Origin of the sequence: Pseudorhodoferax soli (assembly GCF_003337555.1) — a bacterium.
Classification (GTDB): domain Bacteria; phylum Pseudomonadota; class Gammaproteobacteria; order Burkholderiales; family Burkholderiaceae_C; genus Pseudorhodoferax; species Pseudorhodoferax soli.
In genome coordinates this window covers 208,258-230,393 of the sequence record NZ_QPJK01000005.1, presented here as the reverse complement: position 1 = coordinate 230,393, position 22,136 = coordinate 208,258, and the positions used below count along the sequence as shown (strand labels likewise).

General features: G+C 70.4%; 16 protein-coding genes and 1 other RNA gene. 9 read left to right on the top strand and 8 right to left on the bottom strand.

Going from position 1 to position 22,136, the window contains the following annotated elements; genetic code table 11:
- The first annotated feature begins 117 nt into the window (after positions 1–117).
- Positions 118–870 (top strand): FadR/GntR family transcriptional regulator, encoded by a 753-nt coding sequence (locus DES41_RS18975; protein ID WP_114469223.1) that lies wholly within the window; start codon positions 118–120, stop codon positions 868–870.
- Between the two features lie 9 nt (positions 871–879).
- Here the strand turns inward: DES41_RS18975 and DES41_RS18970 are convergent, their stop codons facing one another.
- The 4 genes from DES41_RS18970 to dnaX form a co-directional block, all read right to left on the bottom strand.
- Positions 880–1,926 (bottom strand): ABC transporter substrate-binding protein, encoded by a 1,047-nt coding sequence (locus tag DES41_RS18970; protein WP_114469222.1) that lies wholly within the window; start codon positions 1,924–1,926, stop codon positions 880–882.
- Between the two features lie 126 nt (positions 1,927–2,052).
- Positions 2,053–2,643, bottom strand: a complete 591-nt coding sequence (recR, locus tag DES41_RS18965; protein WP_114469221.1) for a recombination mediator RecR — start codon at positions 2,641–2,643, stop codon at positions 2,053–2,055.
- Between the two features lie 19 nt (positions 2,644–2,662).
- On the bottom strand, positions 2,663–2,995 hold the full coding sequence (locus DES41_RS18960) for a YbaB/EbfC family nucleoid-associated protein (protein WP_056902480.1): 333 nt from the start codon (positions 2,993–2,995) through the stop codon (positions 2,663–2,665).
- A 25-nt stretch (positions 2,996–3,020) separates the two neighbouring features.
- Positions 3,021–4,859, bottom strand: a complete 1,839-nt coding sequence (gene dnaX, locus DES41_RS18955; protein WP_114469220.1) for a DNA polymerase III subunit gamma/tau — start codon at positions 4,857–4,859, stop codon at positions 3,021–3,023.
- 57 nt (positions 4,860–4,916) lie between these two features.
- Between dnaX and ffs the strand changes: the two genes are divergently transcribed.
- The 3 genes from ffs to DES41_RS18940 all read left to right on the top strand — a co-directional run bounded on the left by ffs (position 4,917) and on the right by DES41_RS18940 (position 10,748).
- Positions 4,917–5,013: signal recognition particle sRNA small type (gene ffs, locus DES41_RS18950), an RNA gene on the top strand.
- Positions 5,014–5,364: 351 nt separating this feature from the next.
- Positions 5,365–9,693, top strand: coding sequence for a response regulator (locus DES41_RS18945; protein WP_170168221.1), 4,329 nt, complete (start codon positions 5,365–5,367; stop codon positions 9,691–9,693).
- A complete protein-coding gene (locus DES41_RS18940) occupies positions 9,690–10,748 on the top strand; it encodes a response regulator (RefSeq protein ID WP_211333006.1) in 1,059 nt (352 codons plus the stop codon). The genes DES41_RS18945 and DES41_RS18940 overlap by 4 nt, the downstream gene beginning before the upstream one ends.
- Before the next feature lie 24 nt (positions 10,749–10,772).
- Here the strand turns inward: DES41_RS18940 and DES41_RS18935 are convergent, their stop codons facing one another.
- The 3 genes from DES41_RS18935 to DES41_RS18925 form a co-directional block, all read right to left on the bottom strand.
- Positions 10,773–12,671 (bottom strand): MacB family efflux pump subunit, encoded by a 1,899-nt coding sequence (locus DES41_RS18935; RefSeq protein ID WP_211333018.1) that lies wholly within the window; start codon positions 12,669–12,671, stop codon positions 10,773–10,775.
- Positions 12,672–12,793: 122 nt separating this feature from the next.
- Entirely contained in the window at positions 12,794–14,005 is a 1,212-nt protein-coding gene (locus DES41_RS18930; RefSeq protein ID WP_114469216.1) for an efflux RND transporter periplasmic adaptor subunit, read from the bottom strand.
- Between the two features lie 51 nt (positions 14,006–14,056).
- Entirely contained in the window at positions 14,057–15,337 is a 1,281-nt protein-coding gene (locus DES41_RS18925; RefSeq protein ID WP_114469215.1) for a TIGR03862 family flavoprotein, read from the bottom strand.
- A gap of 142 nt (positions 15,338–15,479) precedes the next feature.
- On the opposite strand from DES41_RS18925, the gene trxA reads away from it, so the two are divergent.
- The 5 genes from trxA to DES41_RS18900 all read left to right on the top strand — a co-directional run bounded on the left by trxA (position 15,480) and on the right by DES41_RS18900 (position 20,778).
- The gene (gene trxA, locus DES41_RS18920; protein WP_056673284.1) at positions 15,480–15,812 is read left to right on the top strand and encodes a thioredoxin TrxA; all 333 of its coding nucleotides are present in this window, start codon (positions 15,480–15,482) and stop codon (positions 15,810–15,812) included.
- Positions 15,813–16,013: 201 nt separating this feature from the next.
- A complete protein-coding gene (gene rho / locus DES41_RS18915) occupies positions 16,014–17,276 on the top strand; it encodes a transcription termination factor Rho (RefSeq protein WP_056902475.1) in 1,263 nt (420 codons plus the stop codon).
- 125 nt (positions 17,277–17,401) lie between these two features.
- The gene (locus DES41_RS18910) at positions 17,402–17,659 is read left to right on the top strand and encodes a type B 50S ribosomal protein L31 (RefSeq protein WP_114469214.1); all 258 of its coding nucleotides are present in this window, start codon (positions 17,402–17,404) and stop codon (positions 17,657–17,659) included.
- A gap of 87 nt (positions 17,660–17,746) precedes the next feature.
- The gene (locus tag DES41_RS18905; protein ID WP_114469213.1) at positions 17,747–19,438 is read left to right on the top strand and encodes a hypothetical protein; all 1,692 of its coding nucleotides are present in this window, start codon (positions 17,747–17,749) and stop codon (positions 19,436–19,438) included.
- Positions 19,438–20,778 (top strand): MATE family efflux transporter, encoded by a 1,341-nt coding sequence (locus DES41_RS18900; protein ID WP_114469212.1) that lies wholly within the window; start codon positions 19,438–19,440, stop codon positions 20,776–20,778. Before DES41_RS18905 ends, DES41_RS18900 begins: the two co-directional genes overlap by 1 nt.
- Here the strand turns inward: DES41_RS18900 and phoR are convergent.
- Positions 20,762–22,102 (bottom strand): phosphate regulon sensor histidine kinase PhoR, encoded by a 1,341-nt coding sequence (gene phoR / locus DES41_RS18895; RefSeq protein ID WP_114469211.1) that lies wholly within the window; start codon positions 22,100–22,102, stop codon positions 20,762–20,764. The genes DES41_RS18900 and phoR overlap by 17 nt on opposite strands.
- Positions 22,103–22,136: the final 34 nt, after the last annotated feature.

Here is a 22,136-nt window from a genome sequence, read left to right as displayed (position 1 = left end):
CGCGGATGTTAGGCGCCTGCTGGACAAGTTGTCAAAGCGTTTTACTACTTCCCGGCCGCGATCCCCGTACCATCCCGCTCTTCCTTTGGTGCGCATGGACCATACAAGTAAACCAGGATGACAAATTTTGACGACCCGGATCTGGGCGCAGCGCCGCTGGGCCTGGAGCCCGTGCGGCACGAGCGCTTTGCCGAGCGCGTGTACGACAGCCTGTTCCATGCCGTAATGACGGGCCGCCTGGCGCCAGGCGCGCGGCTGCCCTCCGAGGTGGAACTGGCCGCGCGCTTCCAGGTGTCACGGCCGGTGGTGCGCCAGGCGCTGGACCGCCTGCGCAGCGACCGGCTGGTGGAGTCCATCCGCGGCTCGGGCACCTACGTGCGGGCGCAACCCGCCACCATGCCCGTCGTGCCGCTGGCAAGCAGCACGGCCGACCTGAGCCACATCGCCCACGGCCTGGAGCTGCGCCTGGTGCTGGAGCCCGAGTGCGCCTACTTCGCCGCGATGCGCCGCAAGCCGCGCGATCTGGCACGCATGGAGGAGATGCTGCAGGGTTTCGAGACCGCCAACCGGCGCGGCGAGGTGGCGCACCATTTCGACTATGGCTTCCACGAAGCCATCGCCCAGGCCAGCGCCAACCCGCGCCTGGCCCAGGTGCTCAAGTCGCTGGAATACGACGTGAGCCATGCCGTCAACCTGTGGCGCCACCTGGCGCGCATGCAGCCCTGGCGCCGCACGCAAGATGCGCTGGACGAGCACCGCAACATCTTCGCGCTGATCCGCACGCAGGACGCCGAAGGCGCGCGCCGCGCGATGCGCGCGCACGTGGAGAACGCGCGCGTGCGCATGCTGGAGATCGAGCCCGGCACGTAGGCCGCCTGCTCAGAGCCTGAAGCGCTCCTTGGCCCTGCGCGCGAACAGGTTGGTGGACAGCCTCGCGGGATCGATGCGCGCGCCATCGATGTCGGGATCGAAGCTGGCCAGCGTGCGCAGCGCCGTGGCGCCACCGTCGTCCGGCACCAGGCCATCCGGGGAGATCGTGTCACGCACCTTCTGGAAGGAAGCCAGGTACAGCGCACGGTCACCCAGCAGGTAGTTCTCGGGCACGGTGCGCACGATGTCGCCCGGGCCGGCGGTCTGCAGCCACTTGAGGGCGTGCACGATGGCATGGGCCAGCGCCTGGCAGGTGCGCGGGTGGCTGGCAATGAAGGCGGTGGACGCGTAGAGGCAGGCCGCCGGCATGTTGCCGCCGAACAGCGCCTGGGAGCCCTTGAGCGTGCGGGTGTCTGCCACGATGCGCACGTCGCCATGCTGCTCGAGCATGGTCATCACGGGCTCGGTGTTGCACATGGCGTCGAGCTCGCCCGCGCGCAGCGTGGCCAGCGCTTCGGCCCCCGTGCCCACGCCGACGAAGCGCGCTTCCTGGGGCCTGAGCCCGGCCCGTGCGAGCAGCAACTGCGCCACCATCTGCGCGGACGAGCCCGATGCCGGCACGCCGATGCTGCGTCCGCGCAGGTTGGCCAGCTCCTGGTACTGGGCCAGCGTGCGCGTGGAAATGCCCATGGCGATCTGCGGAGCGCGCCCTTGCAGCACGAAGGCCTGGTAGGACTGGTTGCGGTTGCGCAACACGACCATGGCCTCGAAGGGGCCGGCACCGATGTCGGCCGCACCGCCGAGCACGGACTGCATGGCATGCGCGCCAGCGGCATGGTCTTCCACGACCACGTCCAGGCCTTCGGCCTTGAAGTAGCCGAGCTGCTCGGCGATCGTCAGCGGCAGGTAGTAGAAGGTGGCCTTGCCACCCACGGCCAGGGTCAGCCGTTGCTTCTCGGGCTTCTCCTGGGCCTGCAGGGCCGGCACCGCCACGCACGCTGCGCCAGCGAGGCCTGCGGCCACGATGCAGCGTCGTCGAAGGGCGGGCGTCTGCATGGTTCTGGTTTTGGACACGAGGCCAGCCCAGCATAGTCAGGCGCCGCGATGTGCGTCATCCGGAACATCCCCTTTGGGGAAAGCACGTAAGCGGTGCTGCGGATGGTGCAGGCAATCGCGCCGGGGCTAACGCCGGTCCACCAGCGCATGCGCGATGGTCGAGAGGTCGACGTACTCCAGCTCGCTGCCCGCGGGAACGCCGCGCGCGAGCCGCGTGACGGCCAGCCCGCGCGACTTCAGCGCGGACGCGATGGCGTGTGCCGTGGCCTCGCCTTCGGCCGTGAAGTTGGTCGCGAGGATCACCTCCTGCACCACGCCGTCGCAGGCACGCTCGATCAGCTCGTGCATGCCGATGTCCCTGGGGCCGATGCCGTCCAGCGGGCTGAGCCGCCCCATCAGCACGAAGTAGCGGCCCTTGAAGGCGGCGGTGCGTTCCACGGCCGACTGGTCGGCCGGGGTCTCCACCACGCACAGCTTGCTCGCATCGCGGCGCGGGTCGGCGCAGGTGCTGCAGATCTCGTCTTCGGTGAAGGTGTGGCACAGCGCGCAGTGGCGCACGTGGTCGACCGCCTGCGTCAGCGCGCGCGCCAGCGCCTGCGCGCCGGCGCGGTCGTGCTGCAGCAGGTGGAAGGCCATGCGCGAGGCCGATTTGGCACCCACGCCGGGGAGGCGGCGCAGTCCTTCGACCAGCACCTGCAGCGAGCCGGAATCGGCCACGGACCGGGGACCGCCGGACTCAGAACGGGAACTTCATGCCGCCGGGCAGGCCAGGCATGCCGGCCGTGAGCTTGCCCATCTTCTCCTGGCTGGTCTCCTCGGCCTTGCGCACGGCGGCGTTGAAGGCGGCGGCCACCAGGTCTTCGAGCATGTCCTTGTCGTCGGCCAGCAGGCTGGGATCGATGGTGATGCGCTTGACGTCGTGCTTGCAGGTCATGACGACCTTGACCAGGCCGGCGCCGGACTCGCCCTCGACCTCGATGAAGGCCAGTTCGTCCTGCGCCTTCTTGAGGTTGTCCTGCATGGCCTGGGCCTGCTTCATGAGGCCGGCCAGTTGTCCCTTGTTGAACATGTGAAAACTCCTAGAGGTTTTGAAATCAAAGTGGCTTGATGCCGCTGGGGACGATTTTCGCGCCAAAGTCGCGCACCAGGCTTTGCACATAACTGTCGTTGCGCACGGTCTCTTCGGCCACGCGCTGTTTCTCGGCCGCGAACGCGGCATTGCGGCGCGCCGGGCTGTCGCTGACGGTGCCCACCTCCACGCTGAGGCGCGTGCCCAGGCCGGCCTGTTCCAGCGCGGCGCGCAGCCGTTCGCGGCTGCCGGGCTGGTTCAGCGATTCGCGCTCCACACGCAGCATCCAGTGCTCGCCGTCGCGCGCGACGAGCTGGGCCTGCAGCGCCAGCTCGCGTGCCAGGGCGGTGACGGCCTCCGCGGCGACCAGCTGCTGCACGGTCTGGTGCCACAGGTCGCCCTCCTCGTTGGGCACCAGCCGGGAGGGGCCGGTGGCGGTCTGCGGCCGCTCGCGCGGGCCGGGCTCGGGCTGCTCGCGCACCGCGATGGCCACCACCTCCTGCTGCGGCACATGCGGCGGCGTCACGGGCGCGGGGGCCTGCACCTCGACGGGCGGCATCTCGACCACGCGCAGGCGCTCGCCTTCGGGCCGGGCCGCAGTGGCCGGGGGCGTCGGCGGTGGCAGTGTGGAGGCCGAGGGGCGCGGTGCCGGCGCCGGCGCCGGTGCCGGTGCCGGTGCCGGCGAAGCCACGGGCGAAGGCGCCTGCGCCGCGCGGCTCAGGCCGGCGCCACCGTCATGCGGAGTTTTTTTTTCCGCCGCGGCGCCAGCCGGCTTGAACGCCAGCAGCCGCAGCAGGACCATCGTGAGGCCCGCGTACTCGTCCGGCGCGAGGCCCAGTTCGGCGCGGCCATGCAGGCAGATGGAATAGAGCAGCTGCGTCTCGTCGGCCGGCATCGCGGCTGCCAGGCGGGCGGCGTCGGCCAGGTCGGCGTCGTCGCCACGGCCGCCGTCGGGCACGGCCTGCAGCACCGCCATGCGCTGCAGCATGGCGGCCATGTCCTCCAGCGTGGCGGCTGCCGACAGGCCCTGCAGGCGCAGCTCCTCGCAGGTGTCGACCACGGTACAGCCGTCGCCTTCGGCCAACGCCTGCAGCAGGCGCAGCACGTGGCTGCGGTCGGCGCTGCCCAGCATCTGGCGCACGCTGGCCTCCTGCAGCTGGCCGGCACCGAAGGCAATGGCCTGGTCGGTCAGCGAGAGCGCATCACGCATGGAGCCGCGCGCAGCGCGCGCCAGCAGCCGCAGCGAGGCATCGTCGGCCGGCACCTGCTCGCTCTGCAGCACGCGGCCCAGATGCTCGCGCACGGTCTCGGGCGCCATCGGCCGCAGGTTGAACTGCAGGCAGCGCGACAGCACCGTGACGGGCACCTTCTGCGGATCGGTGGTAGCCAGCACGAACTTGAGGTACTCGGGCGGCTCTTCCAGCGTCTTGAGCATGGCGTTGAAGGCCGTGTTCGTGAGCATGTGCACTTCGTCGATCATGAAGACCTTGAAGCGGCCCTGCACCGGCTTGTAGACGGCCTGCTCCAGCAGGCCCTGTACCTCGTCCACCCCGCGGTTGGAGGCCGCGTCGAGCTCGGTGTAATCGATGAAGCGACCGGCATCGATGTCGGTGCAGGCCTGGCACACGCCGCAGGGCTGGGCCGTCACGCCGCCCTGCCCGTCCGGACCCTGGCAGTTGAGCGATTTGGCCAGGATGCGTGACACCGTCGTCTTGCCGACGCCGCGCGTACCGGTGAACAGGTAGGCGTGGTGCAAGCGCTGGCTGGTGAGCGCGTTCTCCAGCGCCCGCACCACATGTTCCTGCCCCACCATCTCTCCAAACGTCTTGGGTCGGAATTTGCGCGCGAGAACCAGATAGGACATCCGCGCATTCTACGAACCGGTACGGAGGGGAATTCGGCCGCGGATACAATGCGCCTCGACGGGCCTTCCCGCATGGTGAAGCGGCCAACCGGGTCAGGTGGGGAACCAAGCAGCCCTAACTGTGTAGCCAGTGCCGGGGTCAAGGCTCGTCACCTTTTTCTTTTGTTCTTCTGCGCCGGCGCCGGGCAACCGATGCCCCGCGCATGCCGCGCCCGCCCCGGGCCGGCCTGCCGCCCGCGCTGCTAGCGGCCCAGGCCAAGCAGCCAGCCCACAAAACGCCTGAGCAGCACGAGCAGCTGCCACAGCGCCCTGGCGGCATCCCACAGATCCATCGGCCCAGCATAGTCCCGCGTGTCTGCGCCAATTGTCGGTCGCCGCGTCCTGGCTGGCGCGATGCGGCTGCGCAGCCCCCATTCCCCCCCGAACTTCCTGCGGTTTCCCGGCGTTTGGGCACGCAGTAATATGATCTTAATTTGATCAATTAAGTCGACTTAAATGCACGAAAATGGATGCAAATAAGGTCCGAGGGACCCTATGGTCTGCATTGCTGCGCGAATGGCTGCTGCTGGTTGGTGTACTTGCGGTGCTGGCCGGGCTGATGGTGTACGCCATCGCACGGGAGTACCGGCGCGTCGGCGTCTCGGAAAGCGTTCGCCTGCAGACCCAGGCCCAGGTCGTGGACCACCATGTCCGCCGCCAACTGGAAAGCGTCGACCAGGCCCTGCGCACCACGCTGCAGGCCGCGGCCCAGTGGCCCACGCCGGCCGGCGGCGTCGGCGAGGCTTCGCTGCATGCGCTGGTGGATGTGATGCCCGGCGTGCGCACGTTGACGGTGATGGACGCCAAGGGCACCGTGCTGGCCGCCAACCGGCCCGAACTGCTGGGCCGCAACTATGGCGAGCGTGATTTCTTCCGCGCCGCCGTCGGCGGCCCGCAGGCGGGCATGGTGGCGCTGTCGGCGCCGTTCCGCTCCTACCTGGGCAGCGTCGCGATGAACGCTGCGCGTGCCGGCTTCGCGCCCGATGGCCGCGTGCAGCACGTGGTCAGCGCCACGCTGGATCCAGAGTACTTCGGCGGCGTGCTCGGTTCGGTCACCTATGCGCCGGACATGTGGGCGACGGTGCTGCACGGCCAGGGCCGGCTGTTCCAGGTGGCGCCGTTGACCGCCAGCGACATGCTGGAGGATCTGCAGGAGGCCGGCTCGTTCTGGCAGCAGCATGCGGCGTCGGGCGCGCTGCACAACCTGGTCAACGACCACGGCGCCGGCCTGGAGCGGCTCGTGGCAGTGCGCACGGTGCTGTCGCCCCAGGTGCGCGTCGACCACCCGCTGGTGGTTGCCGTGGGCCGCTCCAAGGAGGCCCTGTACGTCCCGATCTGGCAGCAGGCGCAGACCTACGGCCTGCTGTTCGCGGCGGTGGCACTGGGCAGCGGCCTCGGGTTGGGCTTGTTGCAGCGCCGCCGGCTGCAGGTCGCAACGCTGCAGCAGGCCAGCCGTGCGGCGCGGCAGGAAAGTGAAGAACGCGTGGCGCTGGCGCTGCGCGGGGCCGACCTGGGCTTGTGGGAATGGAGCCTGGACAGCGGCCGCATCGTGCTCGATGCGCGCGGCTGCTCCATGCTGGGATTGACGCCGGCGCAGGTGCAGCTGGAGCGCAGGCCCTGGGCAGACCGGCTGCATCCCGACGATGTGGCCGGCGTGCTGGCCCAGGCCACCGACCACGCGCAAGGCCGCGCACCGCGGTTCGAGGCCGAGTTCCGCGTGCGGCATGCCGACGGCCACTGGGTCTGGATCCTGTCGCGCGGCAACCGCGTGGACGGCACGCCCATCCGCCTTGCAGGCACCCACATGGACGTGACGGCACGCCAGCAGTCGGCCCAGGCATTGGCGGCGCACGAGGCCGAGCTGCGCGACTTCAAGAGCATGCTGGACGAGACGCTGGACTGCGTGTTCATCCTGGACGCCCAGACGCTGCAGTTCCTCTACGTCAACGAAGGCGCGATCCGCATGAGCGGCTACGCCGAGGACGAACTGCTCGGGATGAAGCCGACCGACCTGCTCTGGGACACCACGCCCGCGCAGTACCTGGAGCGCACGCGGCCGCTGGTGGAAGGGCAAGAGCCGGCCCAGCTCGTCGAGGTCGTGCACCGGCACCGCGACGGCCATCCGATCCCCGCCGAAGTGTTCCTGCAGTACCTGCCGGCCACCGCCGAGCGCCGCCCGCGCTTCCTGGCCGTGGTGCGCGACATCACGGCGCGGCGCGCCCAGACCGCGCTGGAGCTGTCGGAGGCGCGCTTTCGCATGCTGATCGAGGGCGCGCCGACGGCCATCGCCATCCTGCGTGGCGAGCGCTTCGAGTACACCAACCGGCGCTTCCTCGCGATGCACGGCTACGCCAGCGGCGACAACCTGGCGGGCAGCCCCTGGCGGGCGGCGTTCGCGGTCGATGCGCACGCGATCCTCGCCGCCCCCCAGGCGGCGCCGGCCCATGCGGGCAAGGTCCACAGCACCCGCAAGAACGGCGAGTTGCTGCCCGTGCTGGTGGCCTGCACCGCGGTGGACCTGTCCGACGGGCCGGCCACGGTGGTGTTCCTGCAGGACATCTCGGACCTGGAGCGCGCCGAGGCCGAACTGGTGCAGGCCCGCGATGCGGCCGAACAGGCCAGCCGGGCCAAGGCGGCCTTCGTCGCCAACATGAGCCACGAGGTGCGCACGCCGCTCAACGCCATCCTGGGCCTGGCCTACCTGCTGGAACATGGCTCGCTGCAAGGCGAGCCGCTGGACCTGGTGCGCAAGATCCACGCGGCGGGGCGCACCCTGCTGGGCACCATCAACCATGTGCTGGACATCTCCAAGATCGAAGCCGGCCGGCTGGAGATCGAGCGTGCGCCGTTCCGGCTCGACGAGGTGATCGACAACGTCGCCACCATCATGGGCGCCAACGTCGGCGACAGGCCGCTGGAACTCGTGATCTCGCCGCCACCGCTCGGCGCCGGCCAGCTGATGGGCGATGCGCTGCGGCTGCAGCAGGTGCTGGTGAACCTCACCGCCAACGCCATCAAGTTCACCGAGCGTGGCCAGATCGCCCTGCACACGGAACTGGAGCACCGCGACAGCCGCCAGGTGCGGCTGCGCTTCTCGGTGGTCGATTCGGGCATCGGCATTCCCGCCGACAAGGTGGACGAGATCTTCGCGCCCTTCGCGCAGGCCGACAGCTCCACCACGCGGCGCTTCGGCGGCACCGGCCTGGGCCTGGCGATCTGCCGCCAGCTGGTGGAACTCATGGGCGGGCAGATCGGCGTGCACAGCACGCCGGGCAAGGGCAGCACCTTCTGGTTCTCGGTGCCGTTCGAGCCCGCGCCGGCCACGCACTTCTCCTCGCCCGCCATGCTGCAGGTGCAGGCGCTGGTGGCCGACGACAACCCGCTCGTGTGCGAGGCCGCCGTCGCCACAGCGCGCGGGCTGGGCTGGCAGATGGAGGCCGTGGCCTCGGGCAGCGATGCGCTGGCCTTCATCGAGCGGCGCCTGGCCACGCACACCCTGCCCGACGTGGTACTGCTGGACTGGCGCATGCCGGGCATGGACGGGCTGGCCGCTGCGCGCGCGATCCGTGCCTCCGTGCCGCCGCACGCCTGCCCCATCGTCATCATGGTCACGGCCCATGCGCGCGGCGCGCTGCTTGCCGAGGCCGGGCCCGACCTGGTCGACGCGGTGCTGGACAAACCGCTCACCAGCTCCAAGCTGTACGACGCGGTGGTGCAGGCGCAGCGCCGGCGCAGCGCCGTGCCGGAGGGCCCTGCAGCCGGGCCGGCGGCGCAGGAGCAGCCACTGGCCGGGCTGTTCATCCTGGTGGTGGACGACAGCGAGATCAACCGCGAAGTGGCCCAGCGCATCCTGCAGCGCGCCGGCGCGGCCGTGGTGCTGGCCAACGACGGCCAGCAAGCGCTGGACCGGCTTGGCGACAGCACGGCCGAGCCTGTGGACATCGTGCTGATGGACGTGCAGATGCCCGTCATGGACGGCATCGAGGCCACCCGCCGACTGCGCCGCGAAGCGCGGCTGGCCCACCTGCCCGTAGTCGCGCTGACGGCCGGGGCCTTCAAGAGCCAGCAGGACGCGGCCTGGGCGGCCGGCATGAACGGCTTCATCGGCAAGCCGTTCGACGTGGCCGAGGCCATCACCCTGATCCGGCGCCTGACAGGGCGCGACGGCACGCCCGCAGCCGTCGCCGCGCCCGGTACGCGCCGTGCAGCCCTGGCGCTGCCCGAGTTGCCCGGCATCGACCTCGCGCAGGGCCTGCAGATCTGGACCGATGAGCGCGCCTACCAGCGCTTCCTGGCGCGCTTCCTGGACGAGCATGTCAGCAACGCACAAGAGATCCGCGCGCTGGTGGCGGCCGGCGACACCGAGCAGGCCGGCGCGCTGGCCCACCGGCTGCGCGGCGGCGCCGCCCACCTGGCCCTGCCGCAGACCACCGAGGCTGCCGCCGAGGTCGAGCTGGCGCTGCAGCACGGCGAAGACCCGGCGCCTGGCCTGCAGCGTCTGGAGCAGGCGCTGGCCACGGCCGTGGCTTCGGCCAGGCAGCTGCAGTCCGCGCACCCTGCTGCACCCCTCCCCACAGCACCCGCCACGCCGGCAGCGCCGACCGAGCGGCCCCGGCTGTTGCAGGCGCTGCTGCGCGCACTCGATGCCGACGACCCCGGCCCGGCCGAGGCCCTGCTGGCCGAACTGGGCCCGCATCTGCCGCCGGGCGACATCCAGGCCCTGCAGGACCTGCTGGACAGCTACGACTTCCGTGGCGCAGAACGCCGTGTGCGCCGCCTGCTCGACACCCCATGAACCTGCCCCAAGGAGCCCCCTCCATGCAGCGCCGCCGGCCCATCCTGATCGTCGACGACGAACCGGCCAACCTCGCCACCCTGCGCCAGATCCTGGCCGACGAACACCCGCTGGTGTTCGCCCGCGACGGGGCCGAGGCGCTGGCCGCCGCCCACAAGCACCAGCCGGCGCTGGTGCTGCTGGACATCCGCATGCCCGACATGGACGGCTACGCGCTGTGCCGCCGCCTGAAGGCCGACCCGGCCACGCGCGACACGCCGGTGATCTTCGTGACGGCGCTCTCCGAGGTCGGCGACGAGGCCGCGGGCTTCGCCGCCGGCGGCGTGGACTACATCGTCAAGCCGGTGTCGCCGCCCATCGTGCGCGCCCGCGTGCGCACCCACCTGTCGCTGGTGCGCACCACGGCGCTGGAGGCCAGCTACCGCACGGCCATCTTCATGCTGGGCGAGGCCGGGCACTACAACGACAACGACACCGGCGTGCACATCTGGCGCATGGCGGCCTATGCGCGGCTGCTGGCCACGGCCTGGGGCTGGGACCCCGAGCAGGCCGCCATGCTGGAGCTGGCCGCCCCCATGCACGACACCGGCAAGATCGGCATTCCCCACACCATCCTGTGCAAGCCCGGCAAGCTCGACGCAGCCGAGTGGGAGATCATGCGCACGCACCCGCGCATCGGCCACGGCATCCTGATCAAGAGCCGCGCGCCGGTGTTCCAGCTGGCGGCCGAGGTGGCGCTGGCCCACCATGAGCGCTGGGACGGCTCGGGCTATCCCCAGGGCCTGGCGGGCAGGGACATCCCGGAATCGGCGCGCATCGTCGCCATCGCCGATGTGTTCGATGCGCTCAGCATGCGGCGCCCCTACAAGGAGCCCTGGCCGCTGGACCGCATCATGCAGGCGCTGCACGAGGGCACGGGATCGCATTTCGACCCGGAGATGGTGCCGGTGTTCGCCTCCATCCTGCCGCAGGTGCTGCAGGTCAAGCAGCGCTGGGACCAGCGGGAGGCCGACGAGGGCGAGCCCTTCAGCGCCTCGGCGCTGCTGCCGCCGTAGACCGCCGTAGACCGAAGTTCGGCCTCAGTTGCGCATCAGCGCCTCGACCGGATCCAGCCGCGCCGCGTTGCGCGCGGGCAGGTAGCCGAACACCACGCCGATGAGCGTGGAACACAGGAAGGCTGCGGCCATGGCCGTGCCGGAGAAAGCCAGCGTGAAGGTGCTGGAGAACTGCGCGAACAGTGCGCCGATGCCCAGCGCCAGCGCGATGCCCAGCAGGCCGCCGCACAAGCACACCAGCACCGCCTCGATCAGGAATTGCTGCTGGATGTCGCCCTGGCGCGCGCCCACCGCCATGCGCACACCGATCTCGCCGGTGCGCTCGGTCACGCTGACCAGCATGATGTTCATGACGCCGATGCCACCCACCACCAGCGAGATCACCGCGATGGCCGCGACCAGCAGCGTCAGCGTGGCCGTGGTGGCCTCGATGGTCTGGCGGATGCTGTCGGTGTTGAGCACGTAGAAGTCCACGCGGCCGTGGCGGCGCTCGAGCAGCTGGCCGATGCCCTGCTCGGCCGCCGCCATCGGCATGCCATCGGCCACGCGCACCGTGATGCTGGACAGGTAGGGCTGGCCCATGAGCCGGCGCATGGCCGTGGTGTAGGGCACGTAGACGTTGAGCCGGTCGCTGCCGGGGCCGAAGCCGCCGGTGGTCTTCTGCGTCACACCGACCACGGTCACCGGCATGCCGCCCAGAAGCAGCACCTGCCCCAGCGCGTCGCTGCCGGCGAACAGGCGCTCGCGCGTGTTGGCGTCGATCACGGCCACCTGGGCGAGGTTGCGCAGGGTGCCGGCGTCCAGCCCCGTGCCCTCGGCCAGCGCCATGCCCTTCACGCGGAAGTACTGCTCGCCCACGCCGCTGACGGTTACGGCCGCATCGGCATTGCGCCAGCGCGCCGTGACGGCGGTCGCCACATTGGGCGTCACGCTGTCCACGTAGCCCTGGCCCATCAGCGCGTCGGCATCGCTGGGCAGCAGTGTCTGGATGCGCGCCGCGCGCGGGTCGCCGAAGCCGGTGCCCGAATACACCTCGATGGTGTTGGTGCCGATGGCGCTGATGTCGGCCAGCACCTTGCGCCGCGCGCCCTCGCCCAGCGCCACGACCGAGACCACCGAGGCAATGCCGATCACGATGCCCAGCATGGTCAGCAGCGTGCGCAGCTTGTGCGCGTTCATGGCCAAGAGCGCCATGCGCAGCGCCTCGCGCAGCCGGTCGGCCCAGCCGCCGAGCAGGCCCCGCGCCGGGGCCACCGCTTCGGTGCGCAGCGCTGGCACAGCCTTGGCCGCCGCACGCGGCGTGGGGCCGTCGGCCACGACGCGGCCGTCGCGCAGTTCGACGATGCGCTCGGCATGGCTGGCCACGCCCATGTCGTGCGTGACGATCACCACCGTGTGGCCCAGCGCGTGCAGTTCGGCCAGGATGGCCATGACCTCGGCCCCCGAATGCGTGTCCAGCGCGCCTGTCGGCTCGTCGGCCAGGATCACACTGCCGCCGTTCATGAGCGCGCGGGCGATCGACACGCGCTGCTGCTGCCCGCCCGACAGCTTGCCGGGCGGATGCGCGCCGCGGTCGGCCAGGCCCAGGCGCGCAAGCAGCGCCTGCGCGCGTTCGGCCCGCTCGGCGCGCGGCCGGTTGGCGTAGACCGCCGGCACCTCGACGTTGGCCTGCGCCGTGAGGTCGGGCAGCAACTGGTAGCGCTGGAAGACGAAGCCGAAATGCCCGCGCCGCAGCGCCGCCAGTGCGTCGGCATCCAGCGCGCCCACCTCCTGGCCGGCCACGCGGTAGCTGCCGCGCGTGGGCCGGTCCAGGCAGCCCAACAGGTTCATGAGGGTGGACTTGCCCGAGCCGGACTGGCCGACGATGGCGACCATCTCGCCGGCGTGGATCGCCAGGTCGATCTCCTGCAGCACGGCCAGCATGCCGTCGGCCACGGGGAACTCGCGCCAGATGCCCTGCAGCGCGAGCAGCGGAACCTGGGCCACAGACGAAGCTGCGGGCTGCGCACCGCCGTGCGGCGCGCCTTCGGGCGGCCGGGCGGCGCTCATCGCGGCGGCGGCCCCATGCGCGTGCCACCGCCGCGCAGGGCCTGAGCGTCGCCAAGCACCACGCGCTCGCCTTCCTGCAGGCCTTCGAGCACCTCGGCGCGCACCTTGTTGTCGATGCCGATGCGCACGCTGCGCGGCTGGGCCTGGCCCTGCGCGTCGAGCACGCGCACCTGCTGGCGTCCGTCGGGCGCGCGCACGCCCAGCGCGCCGACCGGGATCGTCAGCGCGCCCTTGGCCTCGCCGCGCACGATGTAGACCGTGGCCGTCATCGAGATGCGCAGCGCGCGCTCCGGGTTGGCGACGTCGAACAGGCCGTTGTAGTAGATGGCCGTGGCGCTGGCCGTGCTGCTGCCCGTGGTCGAGGGCGAGAGCGCACTGGTGCCACTGGTCTTGATCGCGTCGGTGGCCGGCTCCACGGTGCGCAGGCTGGCCTCGAAGCGCTTGTCGGGCTCGCCCAGGATGGTGAAGTACACGCGCTGCCCCGGTTTCACCCGCGTCACGTCGGCCTCGGAGATCGAGGCCTTCACGGTCATGGTGTCGACCTGGGCCACGATGATGATGGTGGGCGTGGTCTGGTTGGCGTTGACGGTGGTGCCCTCCTCGGTCACCACGGCGACCACCTGGCCGGCGATCGGCGCGACGATGCGCGTGTAGCCCAGGTCCACGCGCGCCGTCTCCACGGTGATGCGGGCCTGTTCGACCTGGGCCTGCAGCGCGTTCACGCTGGCACGGCCGGTGGCCACTGCGGCCTCGGCCGTGTCCAGGTTGGCCTGCGAGGTCGCGTCCTGTTCGCGCATGCGGCGTTCACGGCCGAGCGTGGTCTCGCTCTGGGCCAGCGTGGCGCGGGCCGAGGCCAGCTGCGCCTGGATGCTGGCCAGCGCCGCCTCAGCGGTGCGGATCTTGTTCTGCTGCGGCACGGAGTCGATCTCGGCCACCAGCTGGCCGGCCTGCACCTCGTCGCCGAGCTTGACCTTGAGCGACTTGACCTGGCCGGAGACCTGGGCACCGACACTGACCTGGCGGAAGGCCTGCAAGGTGCCATTGGCGAGCACCGTGTTTTCGATGTCGGCCCGCGTGACGGGCGCCGTCACGTAGGCGGGCGGCGGCGGCGCCGCAAAGCCCCAGCGGTACAGGCCATAGGCCAGGGCGATCAGGACGACGGCGGCGAGGACGAGGCGGAGGCGCCGCGGTGCAGGAGAAGACGGCATAGACAGGCGGCATTCTCGGCGAGCGCCATGACGCCCCTACCCACCCGCAGGTCAAGCGATGTGAATCGGCGAGGCCTGGCCCAGGTGGGCCAGAACGCCCTCAGCCGCCACGACGCCGCTGGCCATGCTGGCGGTCAGCAGGTAACCGCCCGTGGGGGCCTCCCAATCCAGCATCTCGCCGGCGCAGAACACACCGGGCAGGGTCTGGAGCATCAGGCCCGCATCCAGCGCCTGCAAGGCCACGCCGCCCGCGGTGCTGATGGCTTCGGCCACCGGGCGCGGCGCCGCCAGTTGCAGGGGCGCGGCCTTGATCGCCTGGGCCAGCGCGGCCGGATCGTGCAAGGTCTCGGGCGCCAGCACCTCGTGCAGCAGCGCGAGCTTGATGCCGTCCAGCCCCAGCCGGCTCTTCAGGTGGCTGGACAGCGAACGCGCGCCGCGCGGGTGGCGGCAGGCGGCCAGCACCTGCTCGGGTGTGCGGTCGGGCAGCAGATCCAGCCACAGCCGGGCCTGGCCCGCGCGGTCGATCTCCTCGCGCAGCAGACGCGACGCGGCGTAGACCAGGCTGCCCTCGATGCCTGTGGCCGTGGCCACGAACTCGCCCTTGCGCGCGAACCAGCCGCCATCGCCATCGGCGCAGCGCAACGCGACCGACTTGAAGGGCTGGCCCGCGAAGCGTTCGGCGAAATGCGCGCTCCAGCCGGCGCCGGCCTGCGCACGCGGCGTGGGCACGAGGTCGAAGCCGCAGTTCGCCGCAGCCAGCGGCGTGATCGCCACCTGGCGTGCCGCCAGCAGCGGCACCCAGGCCGCGTCCGAACCCAGCCGCGGCCAACTGGCGCCGCCCAGCGCCAGCACCGTGGCGGCCGGCCGTGCCTGCACCGGGCCGGCCGGCGCGTCGAATTGCAGGCTGCCGTCTGCGGCCCAGCCGCCCCAGCGGTGCCGCATGTGCAGGCGCACGCCGGCTTCGCGCAAGCGGTGCAGCCAGGCGCGCAACAGCGGTGCGGCCTTCATGTCGGCCGGGAACACGCGGCCGGAGGTGCCCACGAAGGTGGGCACGCCCAGGCCCGCGGCCCAGTCGCGCACGCCCTGCGCATCCAGCCGTGCAAGCCAGCCGGCCACAGCGCCCTGTTGCGCGCCGAAGCGCGCCACGAAACGCGCGGCGTCCTCGGAATGCGTGAGATTGAGCCCGCCCTTGCCGGCCAGCAGGAACTTGCGGCCGACCGAAGGCATGGCGTCGTAGAGGTCGACCGACAGCCCTGCGCGGGCCAACCGCTCGGCGGCCATCAGCCCTGCGGGACCACCGCCGACCACGGCGATTTGCAAGGCCTGCCTCATGTTGTTTCCGCCGTGCACGGCGCCTGTTCAATAGCCGCTTTGGCTATGGCGGCTATAGCCTTTGGGGCCCCGCTTGGGTACTTGGTTTCTGTCACAATGCCGCGACTTTAGCCGTACCGTATCACCATAAAGGAAGCGACCAATGGCCAACGAATTGATCAAGCATGTGTCCGACGCGAGCTTCGAAGCCGATGTGCTGAAGTCCGCCACGCCCGTGCTGGTGGACTACTGGGCCGAATGGTGCGGCCCCTGCAAGATGATCGCCCCGATCCTGGACGACGTCGCCACGGGTTATGCCGGCAAGCTGCAGATCGCCAAGATGAACGTGGACGAGAACCGCGACATCCCCGCCAAGTTCGGCATCCGCGGTATCCCCACGCTGATGCTGTTCAAAGGTGGCGAGCTGTCGGCCACCAAGGTCGGCGCCATGAGCAAGGCCCAGCTGACCGCCTTCATCGACCAGCAGCTCGCCTGAGCTTCTCTCCCTCGCCTGCCCGGACCGGTCTTCTACGCACCGGCTCCCCGGACAGGCGATCTTTCCTGTCATAATCCCCCGCAGTTCACCGTGACCCCCACCAGGGGCCAGCGGTTCGATTCAGGTGCAAGGCGCTCGCCGCCTCATCCGCACTACCTCCCCCGCGTAAGCCACCACTGAACTCCCCGACGGAGTCATCCCATGCACTTAAACGAACTCAAGGCTCTGCACGTGTCCGAAGTCCTGCGGCAGGCCGAGGAACTGGAGATCGAGAACACGGGCCGCATGCGCAAGCAGGAGCTGATGTTCGCGATCATCAAGAAGCGTGCGCGTGCCGGCGAACAGGTGTTTGCCGATGGCGTGCTGGAAATCCTGCCCGATGGCTTCGGTTTCCTGCGCAGCCCGGACACCAGCTACACCGCCAGCACGGACGACATCTACATCAGCCCGAGCCAGGTGCGGCGCTTCAACCTGCACACCGGCGACATGATCGAAGGCGAAGTGCGCACGCCCAAGGATGGCGAGCGCTATTTCGCGTTGAACAAGCTGGACAAGGTCAACGGCGGTGGCCCCGAAGAGAACAAGCACAAGGTCATGTTCGAGAACCTGACCCCGCTGTTCCCCAAGGAGCAGATGAAGCTCGAGCGCGACATCAAGGGCGAAGAGAACATCACCGGCCGGATCATCGACATCGTCGCGCCCATCGGCAAGGGCCAGCGCGCGCTGCTGGTGGCCCCGCCCAAGAGCGGCAAGACGGTGATGATGCAGCACATCGCGCATGCCATCGCGGCCAACTATCCCAACAGCTACATGATGGTGCTGCTGGTCGACGAGCGCCCCGAGGAAGTGACCGAGATGCAGCGCTCGGTCAAGGGCGAAGTCATCGCCTCGACCTTCGACGAGCCCGCTGCGCGCCACGTGCACGTGGCCGAAATGGTGATCGAGCGCGCCAAGCGCCTGGTCGAACTCAAGAAGGATGTGGTGATCCTGCTGGACTCCATCACGCGCCTGGCCCGCGCCTACAACAACGTCGTGCCCTCGTCGGGCAAGGTGCTGACCGGCGGTGTCGATTCCAACGCGCTGCAGCGCCCCAAGCGCTTCCTGGGCGCGGCGCGCAACGTGGAAGAAGGCGGCTCGCTGACCATCATCGGCACTGCACTGGTCGACACCGGCAGCCGCATGGACGAAGTGATCTTCGAAGAGTTCAAGGGCACGGGCAACTGCGAAATCCACCTGGACCGCCGCCTGTACGAGAAGCGCGTGTTCCCCTCGCTGCAGCTGAACCGCAGCGGCACGCGCCGCGAAGAGCTGCTGCTGGCCCCCGAGATCCTGCAGAAGAGCCGCATCCTGCGCCAGTTCATGTACAACATGGACGAGATCGAATCCATGGAGCTGATGCTCAAGAACATGCGTGCGACGAAGACCAACAACGAGTTCTTCGACATGATGCGCCGCGGCGGCTGACCCCCCTGCCCGCGAGTATGTGATAATCGCGGGCTTTTCGCGGCAAGTATCTTGGCTTTGGATTGCATGAAAGGTTCATGCAAGGCACGAGACGGCTGCCGCAGCTGATTGCAGAAGGAATTCCCATGAAAGAAGGCATCCACCCGAACTACCGCGAAGTGGTGTTCCAGGACATGTCCAACAACTTCCAATTCGTCACGCGTTCGTGCGTGAACACGAAGGAAATGGTCAAGCTGGAAGACGGCCGCGAACTGCCGCTGTTCAAGCTGGACACCTCGAGCGAATCGCACCCCTTCTACACCGGCACGCAAAAGTCGGTGGACAACATGGGTGGCCGCGTCGAGCGCTTCCGCAACCGCTTCGGCAAGACCGCTGCCAAGTAAGCAGCTCCTCGCAAGGCACGCAGCCCAAGGGCAGCCCGGTTCGACCGCGCTGCCCTTTTTGCTGCCCTCGTCCATCCTCCTCGACCAGTGAACCAACCCAGCCCAGCCATCGTCGCCCAGAGTTCGGTCCGCCGCCTGCCGCGCTGGCCCTTGTTGCTGCTGTGTGCGGCCTATGTGCTGGCGGGATTCGTCGGCCGTGATCCGCTCAAGAACACCGACGTCGCCACCTTCGGCACCATGCTGGAACTGCTCGCCGGCACCACGTCGTGGTGGGACCCGACTCTGATGGGCCAGCCCGAACCCGGCGTGCTGCTGCCGTTCTGGCTGGGCGCGGCCGCGCTGGCGCTGGCCCCATCCTGGGTCGATCCGGCCTTCGCCGCGCGCATTCCCTTCATGCTGCTGCTGGCCACGGCCCTGGCCTGCACCTGGTACGGCGTGTACTACCTGGCCCGCGCACCCGGCGCCCAGCCCGTCGCCTTTGCCTTCGGCGGCGAGGCCCGCCCGGCGGACTACGCACGCGCGCTGGCCGACGGCGGCTTGCTGGCCTTGCTGGCCTGCCTGGGTCTCGCCCAGCTCTCGCACGAAACGTCTCCGGCGCTGGTGCAGCTCGGCTGCGCGGCGCTGGCCTTCTTCGGGCTGGCCGCCCTGCCCTACCGCGTGGGCCAGTCGCTGGCCGCATTGGCCTTCGGCCTGTTCGGGCTGGCCCTGTCCGGCGCGCCCAGCGTGGCCGTGCTGCTGGGGCTGGGCGGCGCCGCGACCTGCCTGATCGAGCGCGGCGAAGACGCCCCCTTGGCCGAGCGCCGCCGCGCTGCCCTGTGGGTGCTGCTGCTCACGCTGGCCACGGCTGCCCTCGCCTTCGCGCTCGATCTGTGGCACTGGCGCATTGCCCTGCCCGCCGCCCAATGGAGCACCTGGCGCAGCCTGAGCCGCCTGCTGCTGTGGTTCACCTGGCCGGTCTGGCCGCTGGCGCTGTGGACGCTGTGGCGCTGGCGCAGCCAGCTGCTGGGCGGCCGGCCGCAGCGGCATTTCGCCATTCCCCTGTGGTTCCTGCTCGTGCTGCTGGGCGGCACGCTGGTGGCCCCGCCTTCCGACCGCGCGCTGCTGCTGGGCCTTCCGGCCATGGCCGCGCTGGCTGCCTTCGCTCTGCCGACCTTCGGCCGCAGCATGGGCGCGCTGATCGACTGGTTCACGCTGCTGTTCTTCTCCAGCTGCGCGATCGCCATCTGGGTCATCTGGATCTCGCTGCAGACCGGCGTGCCGGCCAAGCCGGCGGCCAACGTGTTCAAGCTCGCGCCGGGCTTTGCGCCCGTGTTCTCGCCGATCGCCGTCGTGCTGGCGCTCGTCGCCACGGGTGTCTGGATCTGGCTGGTGCGCTGGCGTGTCGGCCGCCACCCGTCCGCAATCTGGAAGAGCCTGGTGCTCCCGGCTGGCGGCACCGCGCTGTGCTGGTTTCTGCTCATGACGCTGGGCCTGCCGACGCTGAACTACGCGCGCAGCTACGCACCGCTGGTGCGCCTGGTGCAGGCGCAGATGCAGGGTCCGCAGGGCTGCGTGGAGATCCACGGCTTCACGCGCGCGCAGATCGCGGCCTTCCGCTTCCATGGCGGCATGGACTTGCGGCCGGCCACCGACCAGCCCTCGGCCTGCCCCTGGCTGCTGGTGCACTCCGACGCCACGTCCACGCTGCGCGCCACCATCGGCGCGCAACCCTGGACCTTGGTGGGCTCCGTTCGCCGCCCGGCCGACAAGGACGAGGACATGCTGCTGTTCCGGCGCTGATGGCGTCGTCGGAACTCTCGCGCATCGCCCGGCACGCTGGGACCATCCTGGTCGGCCAACTGGCCGTGATGGCCTTCGGCGTGACCGATACGCTGGTGGCCGGCCGCCATTCGGACGCCGCGCTGGCCGCGCTGTCGGTCGGCTCGGCCCTGTACGTCAGCGTCTATGTGGGCCTGATGGGCGTGCTGCAGGCGCTGCTGCCAGTCTGGGCCGAACTGCGCGGCGGAGGCCGTGGCCACGAGATCGGCCGCTCGGTGCGCCAGTCGCTCTACCTCGCCGCAGCCTGCGCGGTGCTGGGCTGCGGCGCTTTGCTGGCGCCGGCGCCGCTGCTGCGCTGGGCCGACGTGCCGCCCGCCATGCGCGCCGAGGTACAGGACTACCTGGCCGTGCTCGCCATGGCCTTGCCGCCCGCGCTGCTGTTGCGCCTGTACAGCACGCTGAACCAGGCCCTGGCGCGGCCGCTGTTCGTGACCTGGCTGCAGGTCGTCGGCCTCGCGCTCAAGGTGCCGCTGTCCATCTGGTTCGCGTTCGGTGGCGCCGGGCTGCCCGCGGCGGGCGCGGTGGGCTGCGCCTGGGCCACGCTGGTCGTCAACTACGCCATGCTGGCCGTGGCCTGGTGGATGCTGCGCACGCAGCCGCTGTACGCCGAGCTGGCCATCCGCGCCCGCATCGAGGCACCGGACTGGCGCCGGCTGGCCGAGTTCCTGCGGCTCGGCGTGCCGGCGGGCCTCGCGGTGCTGGTCGAGGTGACCTCGTTCACGCTGATGGCGCTCATGATTGCGCGGCTGGGCACGGTGGCCTCTGCCGGCCACCAGATCGCCGCCAACATGACGGCCGTGCTCTACATGGTGCCGCTGTCGCTGGGCCTGGCGACCAGCGCGCGCGTGAGCTGGTGGCGCGGCCAGAACGACGCTGGCCGTGCGCGTGCCAGCCTGCGCACCGGCCTGGCACTGGCCGCGGGCACGGCGCTGCTGCTGGCCGCCGCCGTGGCGCTGCTGCGCAACCCCATCGCCACGCTGTACGCGGGCAGCCCGGCCGTGGCCGCCGTGGCTGCAAGCCTGCTGGGTTGGGTGGCGCTGTACCACCTGGCGGATGCGGTGCAGGCCGTTTGCGTGTTCGTGCTGCGCAGCTACCGCGTGACGCTGGCGCCGCTCCTCGTCTATGGATTGCTGCTGTGGGGCGTCGGCCTGTACGGCGGGCAGTCGCTGGCCTACCGCGGCGTCGGCCCCTGGCCGGCGCTGCAGTCGCCGGCGGCGTTCTGGATGGCGGGGGCCGCTGCGCTGGCCACGACGGCCGCCGTCTTCCTGGTGCTGCTCTGGCGCGTCACACGGGCGCGCTGAGCGGCGTGCTGGCACGCACGCGGCTGGCCGGGAACACGATGGCAAAGCGCGAGCCCTTGCCCAGCACCGACTGGATGCGCAGCTCGGCGCCATGGCGTTGCACCACGTGCTTGACGATGGCCAGCCCCAGCCCCGTGCCGCCGGTCTCGCGTGAGCGGCTGCGGTCCACACGGTAGAAGCGCTCGGTCAGGCGCGGCAGGTGCTCGGGTGCCACACCGGGACCGGTGTCTTCCACGGCGAACTCCAGCTGGCCAGCCTGCAGCGTCTGCCAGGTCACCTTGACACTGCCGCCGCCTGGCGTGTAGCGCACCGCATTGCTCACGAGGTTGGACAACGCGCTCATGAGCTCGGTGCGCGAGCCCGCCAGCGCCAGGGCGGGCGGCGGCGCGAACTCCAGTGCATGGGGCGCGCTCTGGCCCGCGGTCAGCAGCGCCGACAGGGCCTGGACCTCGTCCTCGCATTCGGCGCTGAGCTGGCCCAGCGCCGTCCATTCGCTCCGGCCGGGCGGCGGGCTGCCTTCGATGCGCGACAGCGTCAGCAGGTCGCTGACCAAGGTCTGCATGCGCGAGGCCTGCTGCGCCATGAGCTCCAGGTAGCGCGCCCGCTCGGTCTCGTCCAGCGGCAGCGATTGCAGCGTCTCGACAAAGCCGGTCAGCACCGTGAGCGGCGTGCGGATCTCGTGCGAGACGTTGGCGACGAAATCGCGCCGCATGGCCTCGGCCTGCTCGAGTGCCGTGACGTCGTTGGACAGCATGAGGCGCCGGCCTTCGCCGTAGAAGTGCAGGCGCACGGCCAGACGCACCGGACGGCCGGCGCTGTCGCCACGGCCGGTGACGATGGCGTTGCGTGTGGGGTCGGGGTTGGCGTAGTAGCTTGTGAAGGCCGGGTCGCGCACCAGGTTGCCGATCAGCTGCTCGTGGTCGCGTTCGGTGTCGATGCCGAAGTGCGCGGCCGCCGTCGGATTGCACCAGTTGATGCGGCCCTCGGCGTCCAGCAGCATCACGCCGTTGGACGAGGCCTGGATCGCGTCAAGAAATTCCTGCAGCCGGCGCTCGCTGTCCTGCTGGCGGCGTTCGCCGATGCGCTGCAGCCGGCGCAGCCGGTCCGCGAACTCCCCCCACAGGCCGCCCATGCGCGGCAGGGTCTGGGTGTCGCCGTCCCGCAGGCTGCGCAGCACCCGCAGTGCGCGCACCACATCGACGACACACCAGGCGAGACCCGCCAGCAGCATGCCCGCACAGGCGACAGGCCAGCCCCGCAGCCACCAGCCGATGGCAGCACCGACCACGAGGACGATGAGGAAACTTGTGAAACGCAACCACATGCGGGCGATTGTCGCGGCAGCCCGCGCGGGCTGG